Origin of the sequence: Nocardioides sp. AE5 (assembly GCF_031844485.1) — a bacterium.
In the GTDB taxonomy this organism is placed as follows: Bacteria; Actinomycetota; Actinomycetes; order Propionibacteriales; family Nocardioidaceae; genus Nocardioides.
Window position 1 is genome coordinate 18521 of record NZ_JAUZVI010000002.1, and the last position, 17152, is coordinate 35672.

Here is a 17152-nt window from a genome sequence, read left to right on the forward strand (position 1 = left end):
TGCCTATTCATAGCCCGCCTCGGTCCACCACTGCCCGCCCTGGCAGCGCATCAGCCAGGCGGTGCCGTCGACGCCGACCACCTGGAAGCGGACGACCAGCGTGGATGCCGACGCCCCGGCGGTGGGCTCCCACCAGCCGGTCTCCACCGGCCATGGCCCCGCCCAGGCAGAGACCGGCTGCCAGGGGCCCTCGACGCCACGGTCGGGCCGGAACCAGGCAGGGGGACGGGCAACCATGCCCCGGTCGCTGACTCGCACCTCGCCGCCCTGCTGGTCGACCACGGCAGCCGGCCACGGCTCGGCAAGGACCCGGGTCGGCGCCGGTGGCGGGATGCTGCCCGGCCAGGGCAAGTCGCGGGGGCGCAGGCCCACCGGGCGCGTCCCCCAGGGCACCAGCGCCTGCCGCTCGGCGGGGGAGCGGCCGCCCTGCAGCACCGGCGCCACTACGGCGTCATGGCCCAGGAGCGCCTGCACCTTGGCGATCCCGCGGGCGACCCGCTCATCGCTGTTCCCGCCGAGCAGCGTCTCGGCATGGTCCGCGGCCGGTTCGACGGTCTCGGGGAGCAGCCGGAGGCGGCCAACCGGCCCGGGCATCGGCTGGCCACGCAACTGCCAGTGCACCCGGTCGATCAGGTCGACGGAGCCGAACCAGCTCGCATGCACCCAGCTCCGTGCCGAGGCGATGACGGCATCGCACTCGATCTCGATCCGGACCGCGGTGGCGACCAGGTGCCGCTCGGCCAGTTGCGCGACGAACCGGTCCGCGGTGCGCCGGGTGCTCATGCAGACCGTCTCGATCGAGGCCAGGGGCGGCTCGAAGGTGACCTCGCAGTCCAGGTCGGGCGGCGGGACGCGACCGGCCAACGGGCCTTGCACATCGCCCCGGGCCAGCCGGTGGATCCGGGCGCCGTACGCACCGAAGCGCCCCTGGACGTCACCGGCAGGCAGGGCCGCGAGGTCGCCGAGGGTGTGCAGGCCCAGGCGGCGGAGCAGGCTCACCGTCTCCGGATCGTCGAGTACGTCGACCGGCAAGGGCCCCAGGAATCGTGCCGCCCCCCCGACAGGGACCACCACGTTGTCCTGCTGCTCGGCGCGACGGGCGGCCTGCTCCGCGGTGAAGAGGTCGTCGGCGATGCCGATCCGGCAGTCCCACACACCCGCCTCGACGACCCGTTCGGCGATGATCGCGGCAGCGTGGGCCTCGCCGCCGTAGAAGCGTCCCGGGGCACGGAGGGCCAACAACCCCGGACGCATCGGCGCCACGCCGGGGCGGAGTTCCTCCACGGTGCGGATCACCGGCTCGAACGCCCGCGCGGTGCGCTCGGGGTCGTCGTCGAAGAGGGCAAGGTCGGGGCAGCGGGACTGGGCGTCGCGCCGGCGCATGCCGCGGCGTACCCCCTCGGCCCGGGCGGCGTCGTTGCAGGCGGCCACCCCGCCCTTGGCCAGGACTGCTGCCGGCGTGCCGCGGGGCAGGTCCGCGTCGGCCAGCGCCGCGACCACCATCCAGTCCGGGCACCAGAGCACCAGGGTCCGGGTGCGCCGTGCCGCGCTCATCCGGCCCGCCCGGCGAGCCCGCCCGCGAAGGCGTCCATGGCGGCAGGAGCGACAGGGGCGGACGTACGCCGTTGCTCCCGGTCCGGCCACGGGTGGAAGGTCGGCGTGGCCCCGGCACGGCGTACCGCGACGACGGCCCGGCGCTGCTGCAGGCGTCCGTGGCCCGGGCCGATCCCGGACCAGGTGGCGTCCTGCAGGCCCAGGCGGGCCTCGCACCCGGGCCACTGCCAGGTCGTCGTCCCCGGCCCCGACCTGGCGCTGGGCGGCCGAGGCACGTGCACCACGAGCACCGCGCCGTGCTTGCGCAGGCGTGCCCCGAGACGGCTGGCCAGGTGCGGATCGACCCCGGTCCGCAGGGTTGTTTCCGGAGGGCGCAGCACCAGGAGCTGGACCACGCCGAGCAGGGCCGCTGTCGCCTCCACCCAGTCCGGCCCCGGGTCGGGGACCAGCACGGTGCGGGAGAGGTCGACCCCCAGTTCCGTCGCCGCTTCTGCGCCGAAGTCGGGGGCGCCGACCACCGCACCCCACCCGCCGGCCGCCGACGGTCCGGCGAGCAGGGCCAGCGCCAGGGTGGCGTCATCGACCTGGTAGCTCCCCCCGGCCCGCAACCGGAGCGCCCCGGCCAGGGCCGGATGGGTGGGCAGGGCCTCCGGCGCCTGGCGTGCCTGGATCCGGTCGATCCGGTTGCGCAGGTGGGCGAGCACGGTCCCGCGGTCGGAGCCGGCAGGGGACAGGGTGGTGAGGGGCTCCATGCCCCCATGATCGAACAGGTGTTCGAATCTTGCAACTGGTCGCCTGCCCGGATCGCCGCCGGAGGAAACTCACTGCCGGGCCGGGGGCTCCATCCCCTCCGGCGGGGTCCAGTCCTCGGGCGGAGTCCCCATCTCGTCCGGGGGAGTCCAGCCCTCCGGCGGGGTGCCCATGCCCTCGGGCCGCTCACCGCCCGGACCACTGTCCGAACCGCCGCCCGGACCGCCAGCCGGTCGGCCGCCGCCCGGACCGCCGAACCCGCCGGCGTACTCGTTGGCCGTCGCCGTGGCGACGTCAGCCAGTTCGCCCGCCGCGCCGGCGCGGACGGTGTACGTCGCGCCGGCCTCGATGCCGGGGGCGGAGACGATCAGGGACGAGGTCTCCTGGGTGGCGGTGTGCGAGGCCACCGTGGTGCCCTCCGCGTCGACCACCTCGAGTTGCTGCCCGGTGGCCACCGTGGTCTCCAGTGAGGCAACGACCCAGCCCTGGTCGGAGTCGGCGCTCGGCGCGCCGGAGAGGCCACCGGTGGCGACCAGGGTCCCGCCGGTGATGTCGAAGGTGCCGTTGACGTCGATCGAGCCGTCGCCGCCTCCGCGGGCCGCGCTGTGCACGGTGACGCTGCCGCCGCTGAGCACCGCATTGCCGTTGGAGTCGATGCCGTCGGAGCCGGCCGCCACGGTGACCTCGGCGCCGGCCAGGGAGAGGAGTACGCCGTCCTGGACGGCCTCGCCGCCGTTGCCTGCCGTCGCGTTGAGCCCGTCGTCGGAGGCGGTCACGTCGACGGTGCCGCCGGCCAGGGTGATCTGGCGGGCCTCCAGACCCTCCACGGAGGAGGCGATGGTGAGCTCACCGGCGGTGACGTTGAGGGCGCCTTCGGCATCGATCCCGTCGTCGCCGGCATCGATCGTCACGGTGCCGCCGTCGAGCTGGAACCAGCCCAGTTCCTTGGCCTTGCCGCTGGAGGTCTCGGTGGACTCGTTGTCCGCCTTCAGTCCGTCGCCCTGGGCGTCGACGGTGATCGTGCCGTCCTCGATGACCAGGTAGTCCTTGCCGCGGATCCCGTCATCGACCGAGGTCACCTCGATGGTGCCGGACAGGATCACCAGCCCGTCCTTGCTGGTGATGGCGTCGTTGGTGTTGCCCGCGACCCGCAGCGTCCCGGTGCCGGCGATGGTGAGGTCGTCGCGGGAGAAGAGGGTGGCGTTGGGGTCGTCGGATTCCTCATCGCTGGACTCATCGGCGGACTCGTCGGTGGCCCGTGCGGTGGCGGTGTCGGCCAGGGTGTTCGTCGAGCCGTCGGCCAGGATCACCACGGTCTCGTCGGACTCCTCGACGACCAGCGGCGACGTGGTCGTCGAGGTGATCGAGACGCCGTCCAGGACGAGCTTGACCTTGCCGTCGGCGCTGCTGGAGACCACCACCTGGCCATCGGTCAGTTCGCCGCTGAGCAGGTAGGTCCCGGGTGCGGTAATGGTGACCAGGTCGCCGGTCGTCCGGACGGCATCGGCGCCGCTCCCGCTCGCCGAGGAGGCGCCGTCGGCGAGGTCGATCCGGGTGGCGTCGTCGACGTCGTACTCCCCGTCGTTGGTGTCGGCATGGGTGTCATCGAGGGAGGCGAGGCTGGCGACCGCAGAGGTGGTCGCGGAGGCATTGCTGGCCTCGTCGTTGCTGGTGCCGCAGGCGCCGAGGACGATCAGGGCGGCAGAGGCCGCGACGGCGGCACTCAGGCGGCGGCGGAGGGGGGACTGGTGCTTCATCTGGGTTTCCGTTCGTTGTGTGGAGGGGGATCAGTTGCTGCGGGGCAGGGAGAGGTGCTGGCCCAGGACCCGGTGCCACTTCAGGCGTGGCAGCGCGGGATCCAGTGCGGCCATGCCGACGCCGTACTTGGAGATCCGGAGTGGTCGGTGCCCGCGCCGCCACAGCAGGTGGTCGACGGGGGAGGGCGTGGAGCCGGTCTTCGTCTCCACGATGGCCACGCCGGGCCGTTCCAGGTCGCGGGGCGGCGCCTGCGGCGCCAGTGCCGTCCAGCCGAGGTCGACGTCGAGGGTGACCCGGCTCGCCGACTCGGGCAGGAAGAGGGTGGTGCGGTGATATCCGGTGACCAGGACGGGGTGGATCCGGTCGGCCACGGCGGTGCCGACGATGTCGGCCACGAAGCCATGTCCTGCCTCGGTCAGGGGAGCGACCTGTGACTCCGCCTCCGGGTGCTCGATGCGTTGCTTGAGGGTGGCGCCGCGGGCGGAGCGGGTCTTCACCTCCAGCCAGGTGCCCCCGGTGTCCAGGTAGGCGCGGGTGCGCACCTTCCAGCGGCGCCGGTGCCCTCGGCCGGCGGAGAGGTAGCTGTCCCGCTCCGGTGTGTCGAGGTACGTCGACCGGTAGCCGAAGCCGCGCCGGCCCGCGATCTCCAGGACCCGGGTGCTGGCCGGGACGGCGCGCAGGATCTCCTCGGCGGCCCGCACCGGGACGACGTACTTGCGGTCCACCCGGGTGAGCAGTTCGGCACGCTCGACGAGTTCCTCGAGCCCGATCGGGGCGAGCGTGTCCAGTGCGGTCGCGGCAAGCGTCGTCATCGCAGCACCTCCCGTGCCGGCACGTGCGCCTCCCGGTGGCGGACCAGGACCAGGGTGGTGTCGTTGACCAGGTCGACGCGGCGCACCTTGACCGCCAGCACCTCGGCGCCGAGCAGTCCGGCCAGGTGGTCGACCAGGGTGTCCTGGTCGGTGATCGCGCGGTCGAGCAGCAGTTCCTGGCTGCTGGTGCCGCGGCCGGGGACCAGCAGGTCGCCAATGCCGACCGCGATCACGACCGCGGCCATCAAGCCCACCTCGCGCAGGCCGGGGGACTGATTGAGCCCGGCCAGCAGGCCCAGGGTGAGCGCGGCGAAGTAGTAGGCGATCTCGCTCTGGGCCAGTTCCTCGGAGCGGAGCCGGATGATGGAGAGCACGCCGAACAGGCCCAGTCCCAGGCCGGCGCCGATGGTCGAACTGGCCAGTGCGGTGGCCACCGCCATCACACCGACGTTGACCGTCAGGAAGGCGACGACCAGGTCGGGGCGGCGGTGCCGGGGCAGGAAGAGGCCGAAGACGAGGATGCAGATCGCGATCAGGTCGATGGCCTGGAGGAGGTGGGGGGACAAGGTGGGCTCCCGTAGGTCGGTGATGTGTCGACCTCCAGTACGCCGCGCCCGGTTGTGGCCAGTCCCGGAGCCACCTGTGAGCCGGCTGTGGATCGCCTCTTGCGTCTGTGCTGTCGGCGCCGGGTGGCAGAGTGCAGTCGTGGCCCGGAAGAGAGAACGTCCCGACGTACCCGTGGCGATGCTCGAGCACCTGCGCGCGATCTTCGCCCGGCTGCCCCGATGTCATGAGGAGGATGCCTGGGTGGGGGTTCGCTGGCGTCCGGACGGCTCGACAGCCACCATCGCCCACATCTTCGGGGGCGAGGACCAGCGGTTCCGCATCGTCTTCCGGGCCGAGCCCGATGAGGTGATTGCTTTCGAGAACCTGGGCGAGCCCTATTTTCGCGGCGAGTGGGGAGGGAATCTGGTCGGCATGCTCCTCGATGACGACACCGACTGGGAGGAGATCGCCGAGTTGCTCACCGACTCCTTCTGTCTCCAGGCGCCCAAGGCGCTGGCCGCTCTCGTCGACCGCCCCGACCGAGGAGAGTGAGTCACAGTGGCCGGTCACCAGCTCGATCGACCCGCCTGAGGTCCAATCGCCCGGCAATCGCCGCTCGCGGCGATATCCTGTCCGTCGTCGGGCACACCGCCCACCACCTGCACTGATGGAGGACCCCATGGCCAACGTGATCGTGACCGGAGTCGACGGCAGCGAGCCGGCCGCTGCCGGCGCCCGGAAGGCCGCCGAGCTCGCCCAGGCCTTCGGCGCGAAGCTCCACATCCTCTCCGCCTATGGCGACTTCGAGGCGGAGACGCTGGAGGTCGGCTCGGAGAAGATCCTGCTCAGCAACGAGCAGGAGGCCGAGCAGACCGCGCAGCAGGTGGTCAACCAGCTCCGCCGCGACTTCCCGGAGGTCGAGATCATCGCGGCCCCGGCCGAGGGCAAGCCGGGCGAGGCACTGGTCAGGGCGGCAGAGGCGCTGGACGCCGACATCATCGTTGTCGGCAACAAGCGGGTGCAGGGCATGGCCCGCGTCCTGGGCAGCATCGCCCGCGACGTCGCGGCACACGCCTCGTGCGACGTCTACATTGCGCACACCCACCAGCGCTGACGGATGGCCAGGGGAGGGCGTGACCAGCGCGAGCCCATGGAGCGGCTGGTGCGGATCATGTCCGTGCTCAGCCAGGCCGGTCCGGACGGGGTCTCGGCCGAGGACCTGATCGAGGTCGGCCGCTTCGGCGACAAGGACCCGATCTCCCAGCTGACCCGTGAGTTCCGGCACCTGCGCAGCCAGGGCTGGACGATCGAGAACGTTGCCCCCACGGGCGCCGCTGCGCGCTACCGGATCCTCAAGGGCGACAACCGGTTGCGACTCGCGTTGACCCCGGGGCAGCAGGCTGCCCTGCAACGGGCCGCGCTGCTGGCCAACCGCGACGACCTGGTCGCCACGCTGGGCCTGCCCGACGCCGCCCGGCCGGCGGACATCTCCACCGACACGGTCGTGGTCTCCGGCGGCGAGGCGATCGAGACCGTGGCCAGGGCGGTGCGGCGCAACTGCCTGCTCACCTTCCGCTACAAGGGCAGTGCCCGCACCGCGCACCCGGCCTCGCTGGTCCACCGCAACAACACGTGGTACCTCACCGCCCTCGAGGAGGGCAGCACCGCCACCAAGAACTACGTCCTGGCCCGGATGAGCGAGGTCGCAGCCGGTGCTGCTGGTTCGGCCCGGCCGGTCGAGTCGGCGCAGCGCCTGGACCTGCACCCGATGCGGTGGCTGGTCGACGAGCCGACCCAGGTCACCTTGCGCACCCCCGTGCGCCACGTGCCCGACGTACGTCGCTGGCTGGGGGCCCCGCAGGCGGAGGAGGTCGACGGCGACGACGCAGTGCTGACGTACGTCGTGACCCACCGGGCCGCGCTCCGCTCGCGCCTCTATGTGCTGGGCACCCGGGTGGAACTGGTCGGCCCCGACGACGTACGCGAGGAAATGCTCGAGGAACTGCGCGAAATGGCAGGTGTGTGATGGCCGCAGTGCCGCAGTACGTTGCCCGGATCGCGCGCCTGCCCGGCGTCCTGGCGGAGCTGGCCGAGCATCCCGGGGGGATGCGCCTGGCCGACCTGGCCGTCGCTGTGGGTGCCGACGCCGACGAGTTGCGCGAGGACCTGCTCGCCTACTTCACCGCGGACCCGATGTGGACCCTGGGCCTCTCTCGCCCCTCCGTGCTGGAGTTCCTGGGCGCCGACGGCACCGAGGACGACCCGGCAGCGGCCGAGGTGGTGCGGGTGGTCTCCGAGGACGAGGACCTCGGCGTCGAGCACCTGTCCGCCGATGAGCTGGCGCTGATTTACTCGGCAGCCGTGGCCCTGCTCGACGTCGACCCCGACGACAAGGACCTGGCGGCGGCCACCGAGGTGATCAGCGCGACCATGCTGGGGACGGCGGACGCACCGGTCTCCGCGGAGTGGAACCATGCAGTGCCCGCCTTCCAGGAGGCGGTCGCGGACCGGCGCCGGGTCCGGATCACCTATTCACGGGCCTGGCACGTGGGCGTCGACGAGCGGGTGATCGAGCCGTTGCGCCTGGTCCAGACCCGGCGCGGCTGGGAAGTGGATGCCGGCCCGGTCGGCACGAATGGCGCCCTGCGCACCTACCTGCTCTCCAACGTCCGTGCCGCGGAGTTGACCGACGAGGTCTTCGAGCAACCGCCCGGGGTGGAGGCGCTGCTGGCCGAACAACGCCGGACCACCCGGGTGCGGATGGAGTTGCCGCACGACGCCCGCTGGACGGCCGACATGTACGCCGAGTCGGTCCACGTGGTCGGCGACGACGACGCCACCTTCACCGCTGACCTGGACCTGCTCGAGCCGGTCGGCTGGCGGGTCGGGCTGCTGATGCTGGCCGGGGGCCCCGAGACCCGGGTGCTCGACCCGGCCGGCCTGATCAGTGCTGGCCCGGAACTGGCCCGCGAACTGCTCGAGCACCACCGCGCCTGACGCCGCACGTCGGCCCCCCGGGCCAGGCGTCTGGCTCAGGCGTCGGGGGCGCGGCCCTTGTTCCGCTCGTGCTCGATGAAGACCATGCCGTGGTGGACCACGATCGCGGCGATGGTGCCGAGCGCGATGCCGGTGAAGGTGAGGTCGCCGCCGGTCAGGGTGAGGTCGCCGATGCCGATGATCAGGGCGATTGCTGCCGGGTACTGGTTGGCGGGGCGGGAGAAGTCGACCTGGTTGTCGATCCAGATCTTCACGCCGATCAGCCCGATCAGGCCATAGAGCGCGACCGTGACACCACCCAGCACGCCCCACGGGATGGTGCCCAGCAGGGCGCCGACCTTGGGGGAGAGGCTGAGCAGGATCGCGACGATGGCCGCCACCCAATAGGCGGCGGTGGAGAAGACCCGGGTCGCGGTCATCACGCCGATGTTCTCGCCGTACGTCGTGGTGGCCGAGCCGCCGCCGAAGCCGGCGAGGCCGGTGGCCAGGCCGTCGGCGATCAGGGCGGTGCCGGTGCGCTCGTTGATGGAGTCGTCGGAGACCAGGTGGGCCACCGAGCGGACGTGGCCGACGTTCTCGGCGACCAGGACCAGGACCACCGGCAAGAACATCGGCAGCACGGTCCAGGAGACCTCGGGCGTGGTGAACTCGGGCAGTCCGAACCAGTCGGCGTTGCGGACGGTGGCGAACGAGATGTCACCGGCGATGGCGGCCGCGACATAGCCGACCACCACGCCGATCAGGATCGAGAGCCGGGCCAGCAGCCCGCGTGAGGCGACCGCGACCACGACGATGGTGGCCAGGGTGAGGGTCGCCAGCCACGGGGCGGTCTGGTAGTTGTCGGTCGCGACGCCGCCCAGGTTGAAGCCGATCAGGGCCACGATCGCACCGGTGACCACTGGGGGCATGAGTGCGTCGAGCCAGCCGGTGCCGACTTCGTTGACGATGAAGCCGACCGCGGCCAGGAGCAGGCCGGTGACCATCACGCCGAAGAGAGCGACGCCCATCCCGCCGTCGGTCATCGCGGCCTGGATCGGGGCGATGAAGGCGAAGGAGGAGCCGAGATAGCTGGGCACCTTGTTGCGGGTGAGCACCAGGAAGAGCATGGTGCCGATGCCGGAGAAGAAGAGCGTCGTGGTGGGTGGGAACTCGGTCAGCAGCGGGACCAGGAAGGTCGCGCCGAACATGGCCACCACGTGCTGGGCGCCGAAGCCGATGGTCCGCGGCCAGCTCAGCCGTTCCTCGGGGCGGACGATCTCTTCGGGGGAGACGGTGCGTCCGTCTCCGTGCTTGATCCAGGGCACCGATGCCTCCAGGTTGGTCGTTCCCGGTGTGGCACCGGTGTGGGCGCCCGAAGTCTAGCGATTTCTCCGGGGCACGGTGGTGCGGGTGCAAGCCAGCGGCATCCGGCTTGATCAGGTACCCCCTAGGGGTATATGGTCGAGACTGGAAAGGGGACTAGATGACCGAGCATCATCACGGCTACATCCACGACAAGGATGCCTACCTCAAGAGGCTGCGCCGCATCGAGGGACAGGCCCGTGGCCTGCAGCGGATGGTCGAGGAGGAGAAGTACTGCATCGACATCCTGACCCAGGTCTCCGCGATGAACAGCGCCTTGCGTGCCGTCGCCCTGGGGCTGCTCGAGGAGCACCTGTCCCACTGCGTCGTCGACGCCGCCCGCCAGGGCGGTCCGGAGGCCGAGGAGAAGGTCCGCGAGGCCTCCGCCGCGATCGCGCGACTGGTCAGGTCCTGACCACCACATCCACCACCAGGACAGGGAGAAGAAGATGAACACCAGCACCTACACCGTCACCGGGATGACCTGTGGCCACTGTGTCTCCTCGGTCAGCGAGGAGATCGGCGAGATCTCCGGCGTCTCCGGCGTCGAGGTCGACCTGTCCACGGGACGGGTCACCGTGGTCTCCGAAGCGCCCCTCGATGACGCAGCCGTCAAGGCCGCCGTCGAGGAAGCCGGCTACCAGTTGGCGTGATCACGATGGAGACCAGCGCACCACTCCGCCTCCTGGGCTTCGCAGGCCTCCTGGTGATCGCCTTCCTGCTGGCCTTCGGGCTCGGCCGGGCCGTCGGCCCGTTCCAGGTCGAGCCCGCCGACGAGCACGGCACCCACGGCGCCCACGCCGCGGCGTACGACGGGATCCTCGAGGCAGGGAGCCAGCAATGACCACCGACGTCGAACTCGAGATCAGCGGGATGACCTGCGCCTCGTGCGCCAACCGCATCGAGCGGAAGCTGAACAAGCTCGACGGGGTCAGTGCCACGGTCAACTACGCCACCGAGAAGGCGAAGGTGAGCTTCCCGGACGGGATCACCACCGACGACCTGCTCGCCACCGTGGAACAGGCCGGTTATGCCGCACGGATGCCCGCCGCGGACGGCGAGGAGACGGCTGCGCCGGAGCACGATGCGTTGCTGCACCGCCTGCTGGTCAGCGCGGCGCTCTCGGTGCCGGTGATCGCGATGGCGATGGTCCCGGCCTGGCAGTTCGAGAACTGGCAGTGGCTCTCGCTCACCCTGGCCGCGCCCGTGGTCGTCTGGGGCGGCTGGTCCTTCCACAAGGCGGCCTGGGCCAACCTCCGCCACGGCACCTCGACGATGGACACCCTCGTCTCGATGGGCACCCTGGCCGCACTCGGCTGGTCGCTCTATGCGCTCTTCTGGGGCACCGCCGGTACGCCGGGGATGACTCACGCCTTCGAGTTCACCGTCGCCCGCACCGATGGCGCCGCCAACATCTACCTCGAGGCGGCAGCCGGGGTGACCACCTTCCTGCTCGCCGGCCGCTGGTTCGAGCACCGCGCCAAGCGCCAGTCCGGCGCCGCACTGCGGGCACTGCTGGAGATGGGCGCCAAGGAGGTGACCGTCCTGCGCGACGGCACCGAGCAACGGATCCCCGCCGAGGACCTGCGGGTCGGCGAACAGTTCGTGGTCCGGCCCGGGGAGAAGGTCGCCACCGACGGCGAGGTCGTCTCCGGCACCTCCGCCGTCGACGCCTCGATGCTGACCGGCGAGTCCGTCCCGGTCGAGGTCGGCCCCGGCGACGCCGTCGTCGGAGCGACCGTGAACGCCGGCGGACGACTGGTGGTGCGCGCCACCCGCGTCGGCGGCGACACCCAACTGGCCCAGATGGCTCGCCTGGTCGAGGACGCCCAGAACGGCAAGGCCCAGGTGCAGCGGCTCGCCGACCGGGTCTCCGGGGTCTTCGTGCCGATCGTGATCGCCCTGGCCGTCGCCACCCTCGGCTTCTGGATCGGCGCCGAAGCGGGACTGCCGGCCGCGTTCACTGCCGCTGTCTCGGTGCTGATCATCGCCTGCCCCTGCGCCCTGGGGCTGGCTACCCCGACCGCGCTGATGGTCGGCACCGGTCGGGGAGCCCAACTCGGCATCCTTATCAAGGGCCCCGAGGTTCTGGAGTCCACGCGCACCGTCGACACGGTGGTGCTGGACAAGACCGGCACGGTCACCACTGGCCAGATGGCGCTCCGCGAGGTCATCGCCGCCCCCGGCGAGGACGCCGCCGAAGTGCTCCGGCTCGCCGGGGCGATCGAGGACGCTTCCGAGCACCCGATCGCGCGGGCCATCGCGGACGCCGCCCGGGAAGCCTCCGGCACGCTGCCGGGCGTCGAGGAGTTCAGCAACGTCGTCGGCCTCGGCGTCCAGGGAGTCGTGCTCGACCAGGACCGCAGCCACGCCGTCCTCGTGGGGCGGCCCCGGTTGCTGGAGGAGTGGTCGCAACCACTGCCCCCCGAACTGGTCGAGCGACTGGAGCAGGCCCGGGCAACGGGCGGCACCGCCGTTGCGGTCGGCTGGGACGGACGCGCCCGCGGTGTGGTCGTCGTCGCCGACGCGATCAAGCCCACCTCACCCGAGGCGATCCAGCGACTCCGCGACCTCGGGCTCACCCCGGTCCTGCTCACTGGTGACAACCGGCAGGTCGCCCTTGCCGTGGCCGCCGAGGTCGGCATCGAGGAGTCCGCGGTGATCGCCGACGTACTCCCCGAGGAGAAGGTCGACGCGGTACGCCGCCTGCAGGAGCAGGGCAAGGTCGTCGCCATGGTCGGCGACGGCGTCAACGACGCCCCCGCGCTGGCCGCTGCCGACCTCGGCCTGGCCATGGGCACCGGGACCGACGTCGCGATCGAGGCCAGTGACCTGACCCTCGTCCGCGGCGACCTGAGGATCGCTGCCGACGCGATCCGCCTCTCCCGGCGCACCCTGGCCACGATCAAGGGCAACCTGTTCTGGGCCTTCGCCTACAACGTGGCCGCCCTGCCGCTGGCCGCCGCGGGGCTGCTCAACCCGATGCTGGCCGGCTTCGCGATGGCCTTCTCGTCGGTCTTCGTGGTGACCAACAGCCTGCGGTTGCGGGGCTTTCGAGCCCTGGGTTGAGGGTCCGTTTCCGCTCCTGCCTCAGTCGGCGGGGACCTGGTTCCGCGCCGAGGTGGAGCGGCCGAGGCGACGTACTTCCTCATCCATCTGCGGCAGCAGCGTGGCGGTGTGCTTGACCATTTCCCGGTCCACCAAGGGGCTGACCAGCAACGCGCGCCCCTTGCCGATCGCGCCGACCCAGCCGGGCACGAAGACCCGCCGCTTGCGCCCGGCCAGGCCCTTGACGAACCCGTCCACGCAGGCATCGACCGAGGTGGTCTGGTTCAGCGGGTAGGGCATCAGGTCGAGCATCTTGCGGAACGCGCTGAGGTCCTTCTTGGCATCGCGGACCAGCGGGGTGTCGATCCACGACATGTGCGCGATGCCGACCTCGACGCCCTGGTGGGCCACCTCCAGGCGCAGTGCGTTGGCGAAGTGCTCCACGCCGGCCTTGCTCGCGTTGTAGGCGGCCAGGCCGGGCACCGGCGTGAAGGCGGCCAGCGAGGAGACCACCAGGATGTACCCCTTCCGCTCGATCACCGAGGGCAGCGCCGCGCGCACGGTGTGGAAGACGCCGGTGATGTTGATGTCCACCACCCGGCGGAAGGTGGCCGGGTCGACGCCGAGCACGGAGCCATAGCTGGCGATGCCGGCATTGGCCAGGACCAGGTCGATGCCGCCGAAGCGGGCCACCGCCTGGGCGACGGCATCCTCCATCGAGGCCAGGTCGACCACGTCGCAGGCCACGGCCAGCACCCGGTCGGCGTCCAGCCCGGCGGCCGTCTCGGACAGCGCGGCCTCGTCGACGTCGGTGAGCACCACCCGGGCTCCGGCAGCGACCAGCGCCTTGGCGGTCTCGGCCCCGATGCCGCGGGCGCCGCCGGTGATCAGGACGACCTTGTCGGACAGGTTCTTCATCGATCCTCCCGGATCAGTCGGTGGGTGGGTTGGTGGGAAGTACGTCGCCGATCACGGTGTCCGGGTCGAGGGTGACCCCCAACCGGTTCGCGGCCTGGGAGAGCATGTCCCAGACGGCGTCACAGAGGAAGGCCGTCACCTGGGCGCCGCCCACCCGGGGCTGTTCCTGGCTGGTCCAGCGGTTCACCGCACCGTCGACCAGGCCGACGATGGAGAACGCCACGGTGTCGGCCAGCACGACGTCCTGGTCGAAGTGGGTGGCCATCGCCTCGATCAGGTGGGCGATGGTGAGCCCGATCGCCAGTCGGGTGCTGCTCAGCGCCGCGGAACCGTTCGTCCCGGAGACGCCTGCGCCGAGGAAGGCGTGCAGGCGGGGATGGTCGCGCACCCATCCGACGTACGTCGTCACGGCATGGTCGATGCCGCCGCGCACCGTGCCGCGGGGCTCGAGCGCCGGCGCCAGTTCCAGCATCAGGTGCTCGGTGATCCGGACCCGGATCTGCTCGTCGAGGTCGGCGCGGTCGGTGAAGATCCGGTAGACCACCGAGCGTGGCACCCCGGCACTGGTGGCGATCGCTTGGACGCCCGTGGCCTCGCCCTCGCGCTCGATCAGGTCGATCGCCGCGCCGAGGATCTTCTCCCGCCGCTCGGCCTTGTGCTGGTCCCAGCGCGTGGTGCGGCCATCGGTGCCAGGGTCCTCGCCGGGGGTGTCGGGATGGGACTTGTCGCCGGTCTTGGTCGCGGCATCGCGCAACTGGGCAAGTCGGCCGGGCAGGTGGGGCAGGTCGGCGAGCGCTGGCAGGTTCGGCAGGTTCGGGAGCGGGGGCTTCGGCAAGGGCATCGTGGGCTCCACCCTAGGGGAAGGGCTTGACTGGACACAATGTCCCACTTAGTTTGGTGCGACAAGGCGTCCAAGACAATCTCAGGCAATGAGGTGCCAGATGACCACCACCGCGCAGGCCAACAGTTCCCAGACCTACGAGGAGAAGCTGCAGACGCTCTCGGAGGCCTCGGTGCACCAGCACTTCGACGCGTTCGTCGACATCGACTGGGACAACCCCGACTACGCGATCCACCACGACGACCCGCGCTGGATCCTCCCCGAGGCAGACGTGCTCGGGCGCCATCCGTGGTACCAGGCCCAGTCGCGCGAGCGGCAGATCGAGATCGGGCTGCTCCGCCAGGCCAACGTCACCAAGGTCGGCCTCCAGTTCGAACAGGTGCTGATCGGCGGGATCATGCAGCACGCCTTCTCGCTGCCCAACGGCTCGCCGGAGTTCCGCTACTCCACGCACGAGGCGACCGAGGAGTGTCACCACACCCAGATGTTCCAGGAGTTCGTGAACCGCGCCGGGGTCGACGTCCCCGGGGGCAACCGCTTCTTCCGGACGGTCGCGCCGTTCCTGCCGCTGGCCGCGGCCGTCCTGCCCGAGGTCTTCTTCGTCGGCGTCCTGGCCGGTGAGGAACCGATCGACCACGTCCAGAAGTCCATCCTGCGCGCCGGCGACGACCTGCACCCGCTGCTGCAGCGGATCATGCAGATCCACGTCGCCGAGGAGGCCCGCCACATCGGCTTCGCCCACGAATACCTCGCCCAGCGGATCCCCGAGCTCTCCGGCCCGCGCAAGGCGCTGCTCTCCGTGCTCTACCCGGTGATCATGCGCACCCTGTGCGACATCATCCTGGTCCCCGGCAAGGAGATCACCGACCAGATGGGGATGCCACGCTCGGTGATCCGCGACGTCTACTGGAAGCAACCCGAGTCGCAGAAGGTGCTCCGGGACATCTTCGGCGACGTCAGGATGCTGGCCGAGGAGACCAAGCTGATGAACCCGGTCTCGCGTCTGGTCTGGAAACTCTGCCGGATCGACGGTCGGCCCTCGCGCTTCCGCAGCGAGCCGGCCTCGGCCGCAGCCTGAGCGAGACGCCATGCCCCACGTCGTCACCCAGTCGTGCTGCGCCGACGCCTCGTGCGTCCTCGCCTGCCCGGTCAACTGCATCCACCCCGCGCCGGGCGAGCCCGGCTTCGCAGAGGCGGAGATGGTCTTCATCGACCCCGGCTCCTGCGTGGACTGCGGTGCCTGCGTGACGGCCTGCCCGGTCGGTGCGATCAAGCCGCACACGAAGCTGACGGCAGCGGAGGAGCCGTTCCTCGCGCTCAACGGTGAATACTTCGTCGCCGAGCCGCACGCCGACCGGACACCGCTGGCCCTGGTCCCACCGCAGCGCCGACTCACCTCCCGCGCACCGGTCAGGGTCGCGATCGTCGGCGCCGGCCCGGCCGGTCTCTACGCCGCCGACGAACTGCTCAAGCACCCCGAGGTGAGCGTCGACGTCTTCGATCGGCTGCCCACCCCGCACGGACTGGCCCGCCACGGCGTGGCTCCCGATCACCAGACCACGCGGCAGGTTGCCGACCTCTTCACCGCGATCGCCGACCAGCCCGGCTTCACCTATCGCCTTGGCGTCGAGGTCGGCCGCGACATCAGCTTTGCCGACCTCTCCGAGCGCTATCACGGCGTGATCGTCGCGGTCGGCGCCTCGGCCGACAAGAGGCTCGGCATCGAGGGTGAGGACCTGCCCGGCAGTACGTCGGCGACCGACGTGGTCGGCTGGTACAACGGACACCCGGACCACCGCATCGCTCCCGACCTGGACTGCGAGCGGGTGGTGGTGGTCGGCAACGGCAACGTCGCCCTGGACGTGGCCCGGATCCTCACCACCGACCCCGACATGCTGGCCGGCACCGACATCGACCTTGACGCCCTGGCGGCGCTGGACTCCAGCCGGGTCCGCGAAGTGGTCGTGCTCGGCCGCCGCGGCCCCGCCCAGGCGGCGTTCACCACCCCGGAACTGATCGGCCTGGCCGCGCTGGACGATGTCGACGTCCTCGTCGAAGACGGAGGGGTGGCGATCGAGTCGACCACCACCGCGACCAAGGTGCTCGCCGAACTCGCCTCACGGCGACCGCGCCCGGGCCGTCGCCGGATCGTGCTCCGCTTCTGCGCCCAGCCCGAGCGCATCCTCGGCCCGGACCGCGTCACCGGCCTGGAGGTACGGCGTACCCGCCTGGTCACAGTGGACGGTGCGGTCACCGCCGAGCCGACCGGGGAGACCGAGGTGATCGAGGCCGGGCTGGTGCTCCGCTCGGTCGGCTATCGGGGGCGTCCGCTGCCGGACCTGCCGTTCGACGAGGCCCGCGGCATCGTGCCGAACCAGTCCGGCCGGGTCCGGCCCGGGCTCTACGTCACCGGCTGGATCAAGCGCGGACCGACCGGCTTCATCGGCACCAACAAGACCTGCGCCGCCGAGACCGTGGCTCAACTCCTCGACGACCTCGACGCGGGCGAGATCCGGAGCGTCGGCGCATTCGCTACGCCGCCACGACGTAAGCGTGCGTTCGTTCGCAGATGAGTGGAAACCGTTGC

At 71.2% G+C, this 17152-nt stretch carries 18 protein-coding genes; 10 read left to right on the forward strand and 8 right to left on the reverse strand.

What is annotated here, in order from left to right:
• Positions 1-3: 3 nt before the first annotated feature.
• From Q9R27_RS03100 to Q9R27_RS03120, 5 genes are all read right to left on the reverse strand, one after another.
• Positions 4-1554 (reverse strand): DNA polymerase Y family protein, encoded by a 1551-nt coding sequence (locus tag Q9R27_RS03100; protein WP_311250871.1) that lies wholly within the window; start codon positions 1552-1554, stop codon positions 4-6.
• Complete coding sequence (locus Q9R27_RS03105) at positions 1551-2306, reverse strand: hypothetical protein (RefSeq protein ID WP_311250872.1); 756 nt, start codon at positions 2304-2306, stop codon at positions 1551-1553. The genes Q9R27_RS03100 and Q9R27_RS03105 overlap by 4 nt, the downstream gene beginning before the upstream one ends.
• 69 nt (positions 2307-2375) lie before the next feature.
• Positions 2376-4061, reverse strand: a complete 1686-nt coding sequence (locus Q9R27_RS03110) for a carbohydrate-binding domain-containing protein (protein WP_311250873.1) — start codon at positions 4059-4061, stop codon at positions 2376-2378.
• Between the two features lie 30 nt (positions 4062-4091).
• On the reverse strand, positions 4092-4874 hold the full coding sequence (locus tag Q9R27_RS03115) for a polyphosphate polymerase domain-containing protein (RefSeq protein WP_311250874.1): 783 nt from the start codon (positions 4872-4874) through the stop codon (positions 4092-4094).
• Entirely contained in the window at positions 4871-5440 is a 570-nt protein-coding gene (locus Q9R27_RS03120; RefSeq protein WP_311250875.1) for a DUF4956 domain-containing protein, read from the reverse strand. Before Q9R27_RS03120 ends, Q9R27_RS03115 begins: the two co-directional genes overlap by 4 nt.
• Before the next feature lie 139 nt (positions 5441-5579).
• Here Q9R27_RS03120 and Q9R27_RS03125 point away from each other — a divergent pair, with 139 nt between their 5' ends.
• The 4 genes from Q9R27_RS03125 to Q9R27_RS03140 all read left to right on the forward strand — a co-directional run bounded on the left by Q9R27_RS03125 (position 5580) and on the right by Q9R27_RS03140 (position 8417).
• Positions 5580-5972: an MmcQ/YjbR family DNA-binding protein gene (locus Q9R27_RS03125; RefSeq protein WP_311250876.1), complete on the forward strand. Its 393-nt coding sequence runs from the start codon at positions 5580-5582 to the stop codon at positions 5970-5972.
• A 127-nt stretch (positions 5973-6099) separates the two neighbouring features.
• Positions 6100-6534, forward strand: coding sequence for a universal stress protein (locus Q9R27_RS03130; protein ID WP_311250877.1), 435 nt, complete (start codon positions 6100-6102; stop codon positions 6532-6534).
• Positions 6535-6591: 57 nt separating this feature from the next.
• Entirely contained in the window at positions 6592-7446 is an 855-nt protein-coding gene (locus Q9R27_RS03135) for a WYL domain-containing protein (protein ID WP_311251386.1), read from the forward strand.
• Positions 7446-8417: a WYL domain-containing protein gene (locus tag Q9R27_RS03140; RefSeq protein WP_311250878.1), complete on the forward strand. Its 972-nt coding sequence runs from the start codon at positions 7446-7448 to the stop codon at positions 8415-8417. The genes Q9R27_RS03135 and Q9R27_RS03140 overlap by 1 nt, the downstream gene beginning before the upstream one ends.
• Before the next feature lie 35 nt (positions 8418-8452).
• On the opposite strand, the gene Q9R27_RS03145 is transcribed toward Q9R27_RS03140, so the two are convergent.
• Positions 8453-9721, reverse strand: a complete 1269-nt coding sequence (locus Q9R27_RS03145; protein WP_311250879.1) for a solute carrier family 23 protein — start codon at positions 9719-9721, stop codon at positions 8453-8455.
• Between the two features lie 158 nt (positions 9722-9879).
• Between Q9R27_RS03145 and Q9R27_RS03150 the strand changes: the two genes are divergently transcribed.
• From Q9R27_RS03150 to Q9R27_RS03165, 4 genes are read left to right on the forward strand one after another with little or no spacing between them, the layout of a single operon-like run.
• Complete coding sequence (locus Q9R27_RS03150; protein ID WP_311250880.1) at positions 9880-10173, forward strand: metal-sensitive transcriptional regulator; 294 nt, start codon at positions 9880-9882, stop codon at positions 10171-10173.
• A 34-nt stretch (positions 10174-10207) separates the two neighbouring features.
• A complete protein-coding gene (locus Q9R27_RS03155; protein ID WP_311250881.1) occupies positions 10208-10411 on the forward strand; it encodes a copper ion binding protein in 204 nt (67 codons plus the stop codon).
• Between the two features lie 5 nt (positions 10412-10416).
• On the forward strand, positions 10417-10602 hold the full coding sequence (locus Q9R27_RS03160) for a hypothetical protein (protein WP_311250882.1): 186 nt from the start codon (positions 10417-10419) through the stop codon (positions 10600-10602).
• Complete coding sequence (locus Q9R27_RS03165; RefSeq protein WP_311250883.1) at positions 10599-12827, forward strand: heavy metal translocating P-type ATPase; 2229 nt, start codon at positions 10599-10601, stop codon at positions 12825-12827. The genes Q9R27_RS03160 and Q9R27_RS03165 overlap by 4 nt, the downstream gene beginning before the upstream one ends.
• 21 nt (positions 12828-12848) lie before the next feature.
• On the opposite strand, the gene Q9R27_RS03170 is transcribed toward Q9R27_RS03165, so the two are convergent.
• Together Q9R27_RS03170 and Q9R27_RS03175 are read right to left on the reverse strand one after the other, a co-directional pair.
• The gene (locus Q9R27_RS03170; protein ID WP_311250884.1) at positions 12849-13724 is read right to left on the reverse strand and encodes an SDR family oxidoreductase; all 876 of its coding nucleotides are present in this window, start codon (positions 13722-13724) and stop codon (positions 12849-12851) included.
• A gap of 13 nt (positions 13725-13737) precedes the next feature.
• Positions 13738-14565: a TetR/AcrR family transcriptional regulator gene (locus Q9R27_RS03175; protein ID WP_311250885.1), complete on the reverse strand. Its 828-nt coding sequence runs from the start codon at positions 14563-14565 to the stop codon at positions 13738-13740.
• A gap of 100 nt (positions 14566-14665) precedes the next feature.
• Here Q9R27_RS03175 and Q9R27_RS03180 point away from each other — a divergent pair, with 100 nt between their 5' ends.
• The gene (locus Q9R27_RS03180; protein WP_311250886.1) at positions 14666-15643 is read left to right on the forward strand and encodes a diiron oxygenase; all 978 of its coding nucleotides are present in this window, start codon (positions 14666-14668) and stop codon (positions 15641-15643) included.
• Between the two features lie 10 nt (positions 15644-15653).
• Positions 15654-17138 (forward strand): FAD-dependent oxidoreductase, encoded by a 1485-nt coding sequence (locus tag Q9R27_RS03185; protein WP_311250887.1) that lies wholly within the window; start codon positions 15654-15656, stop codon positions 17136-17138.
• Positions 17139-17152 lie beyond the last annotated feature (14 nt).

Bases quoted from the DNA above. Each gene is read 5' to 3' on its own strand.
- Q9R27_RS03100 (WP_311250871.1), bottom strand. From the start codon at position 1,554: ATGAGCGCGGCACGGCGCACCCGGACCCTGGTGCTCTGGTGCCCGGAC.
- Q9R27_RS03105 (WP_311250872.1), bottom strand. From the start codon at position 2,306: ATGGAGCCCCTCACCACCCTGTCCCCTGCCGGCTCCGACCGCGGGACC.
- Q9R27_RS03110 (WP_311250873.1), bottom strand. From the start codon at position 4,061: ATGAAGCACCAGTCCCCCCTCCGCCGCCGCCTGAGTGCCGCCGTCGCG.
- Q9R27_RS03115 (WP_311250874.1), bottom strand. From the start codon at position 4,874: ATGACGACGCTTGCCGCGACCGCACTGGACACGCTCGCCCCGATCGGG.
- Q9R27_RS03130 (WP_311250877.1), top strand. From the start codon at position 6,100: ATGGCCAACGTGATCGTGACCGGAGTCGACGGCAGCGAGCCGGCCGCT.
- Q9R27_RS03135 (WP_311251386.1), top strand. From the start codon at position 6,592: ATGTCCGTGCTCAGCCAGGCCGGTCCGGACGGGGTCTCGGCCGAGGAC.
- Q9R27_RS03140 (WP_311250878.1), top strand. From the start codon at position 7,446: ATGGCCGCAGTGCCGCAGTACGTTGCCCGGATCGCGCGCCTGCCCGGC.
- Q9R27_RS03150 (WP_311250880.1), top strand. From the start codon at position 9,880: ATGACCGAGCATCATCACGGCTACATCCACGACAAGGATGCCTACCTC.
- Q9R27_RS03155 (WP_311250881.1), top strand. From the start codon at position 10,208: ATGAACACCAGCACCTACACCGTCACCGGGATGACCTGTGGCCACTGT.
- Q9R27_RS03160 (WP_311250882.1), top strand. From the start codon at position 10,417: ATGGAGACCAGCGCACCACTCCGCCTCCTGGGCTTCGCAGGCCTCCTG.
- Q9R27_RS03165 (WP_311250883.1), top strand. From the start codon at position 10,599: ATGACCACCGACGTCGAACTCGAGATCAGCGGGATGACCTGCGCCTCG.
- Q9R27_RS03170 (WP_311250884.1), bottom strand. From the start codon at position 13,724: ATGAAGAACCTGTCCGACAAGGTCGTCCTGATCACCGGCGGCGCCCGC.
- Q9R27_RS03175 (WP_311250885.1), bottom strand. From the start codon at position 14,565: ATGCCCTTGCCGAAGCCCCCGCTCCCGAACCTGCCGAACCTGCCAGCG.
- Q9R27_RS03180 (WP_311250886.1), top strand. From the start codon at position 14,666: ATGACCACCACCGCGCAGGCCAACAGTTCCCAGACCTACGAGGAGAAG.
- Q9R27_RS03185 (WP_311250887.1), top strand. From the start codon at position 15,654: ATGCCCCACGTCGTCACCCAGTCGTGCTGCGCCGACGCCTCGTGCGTC.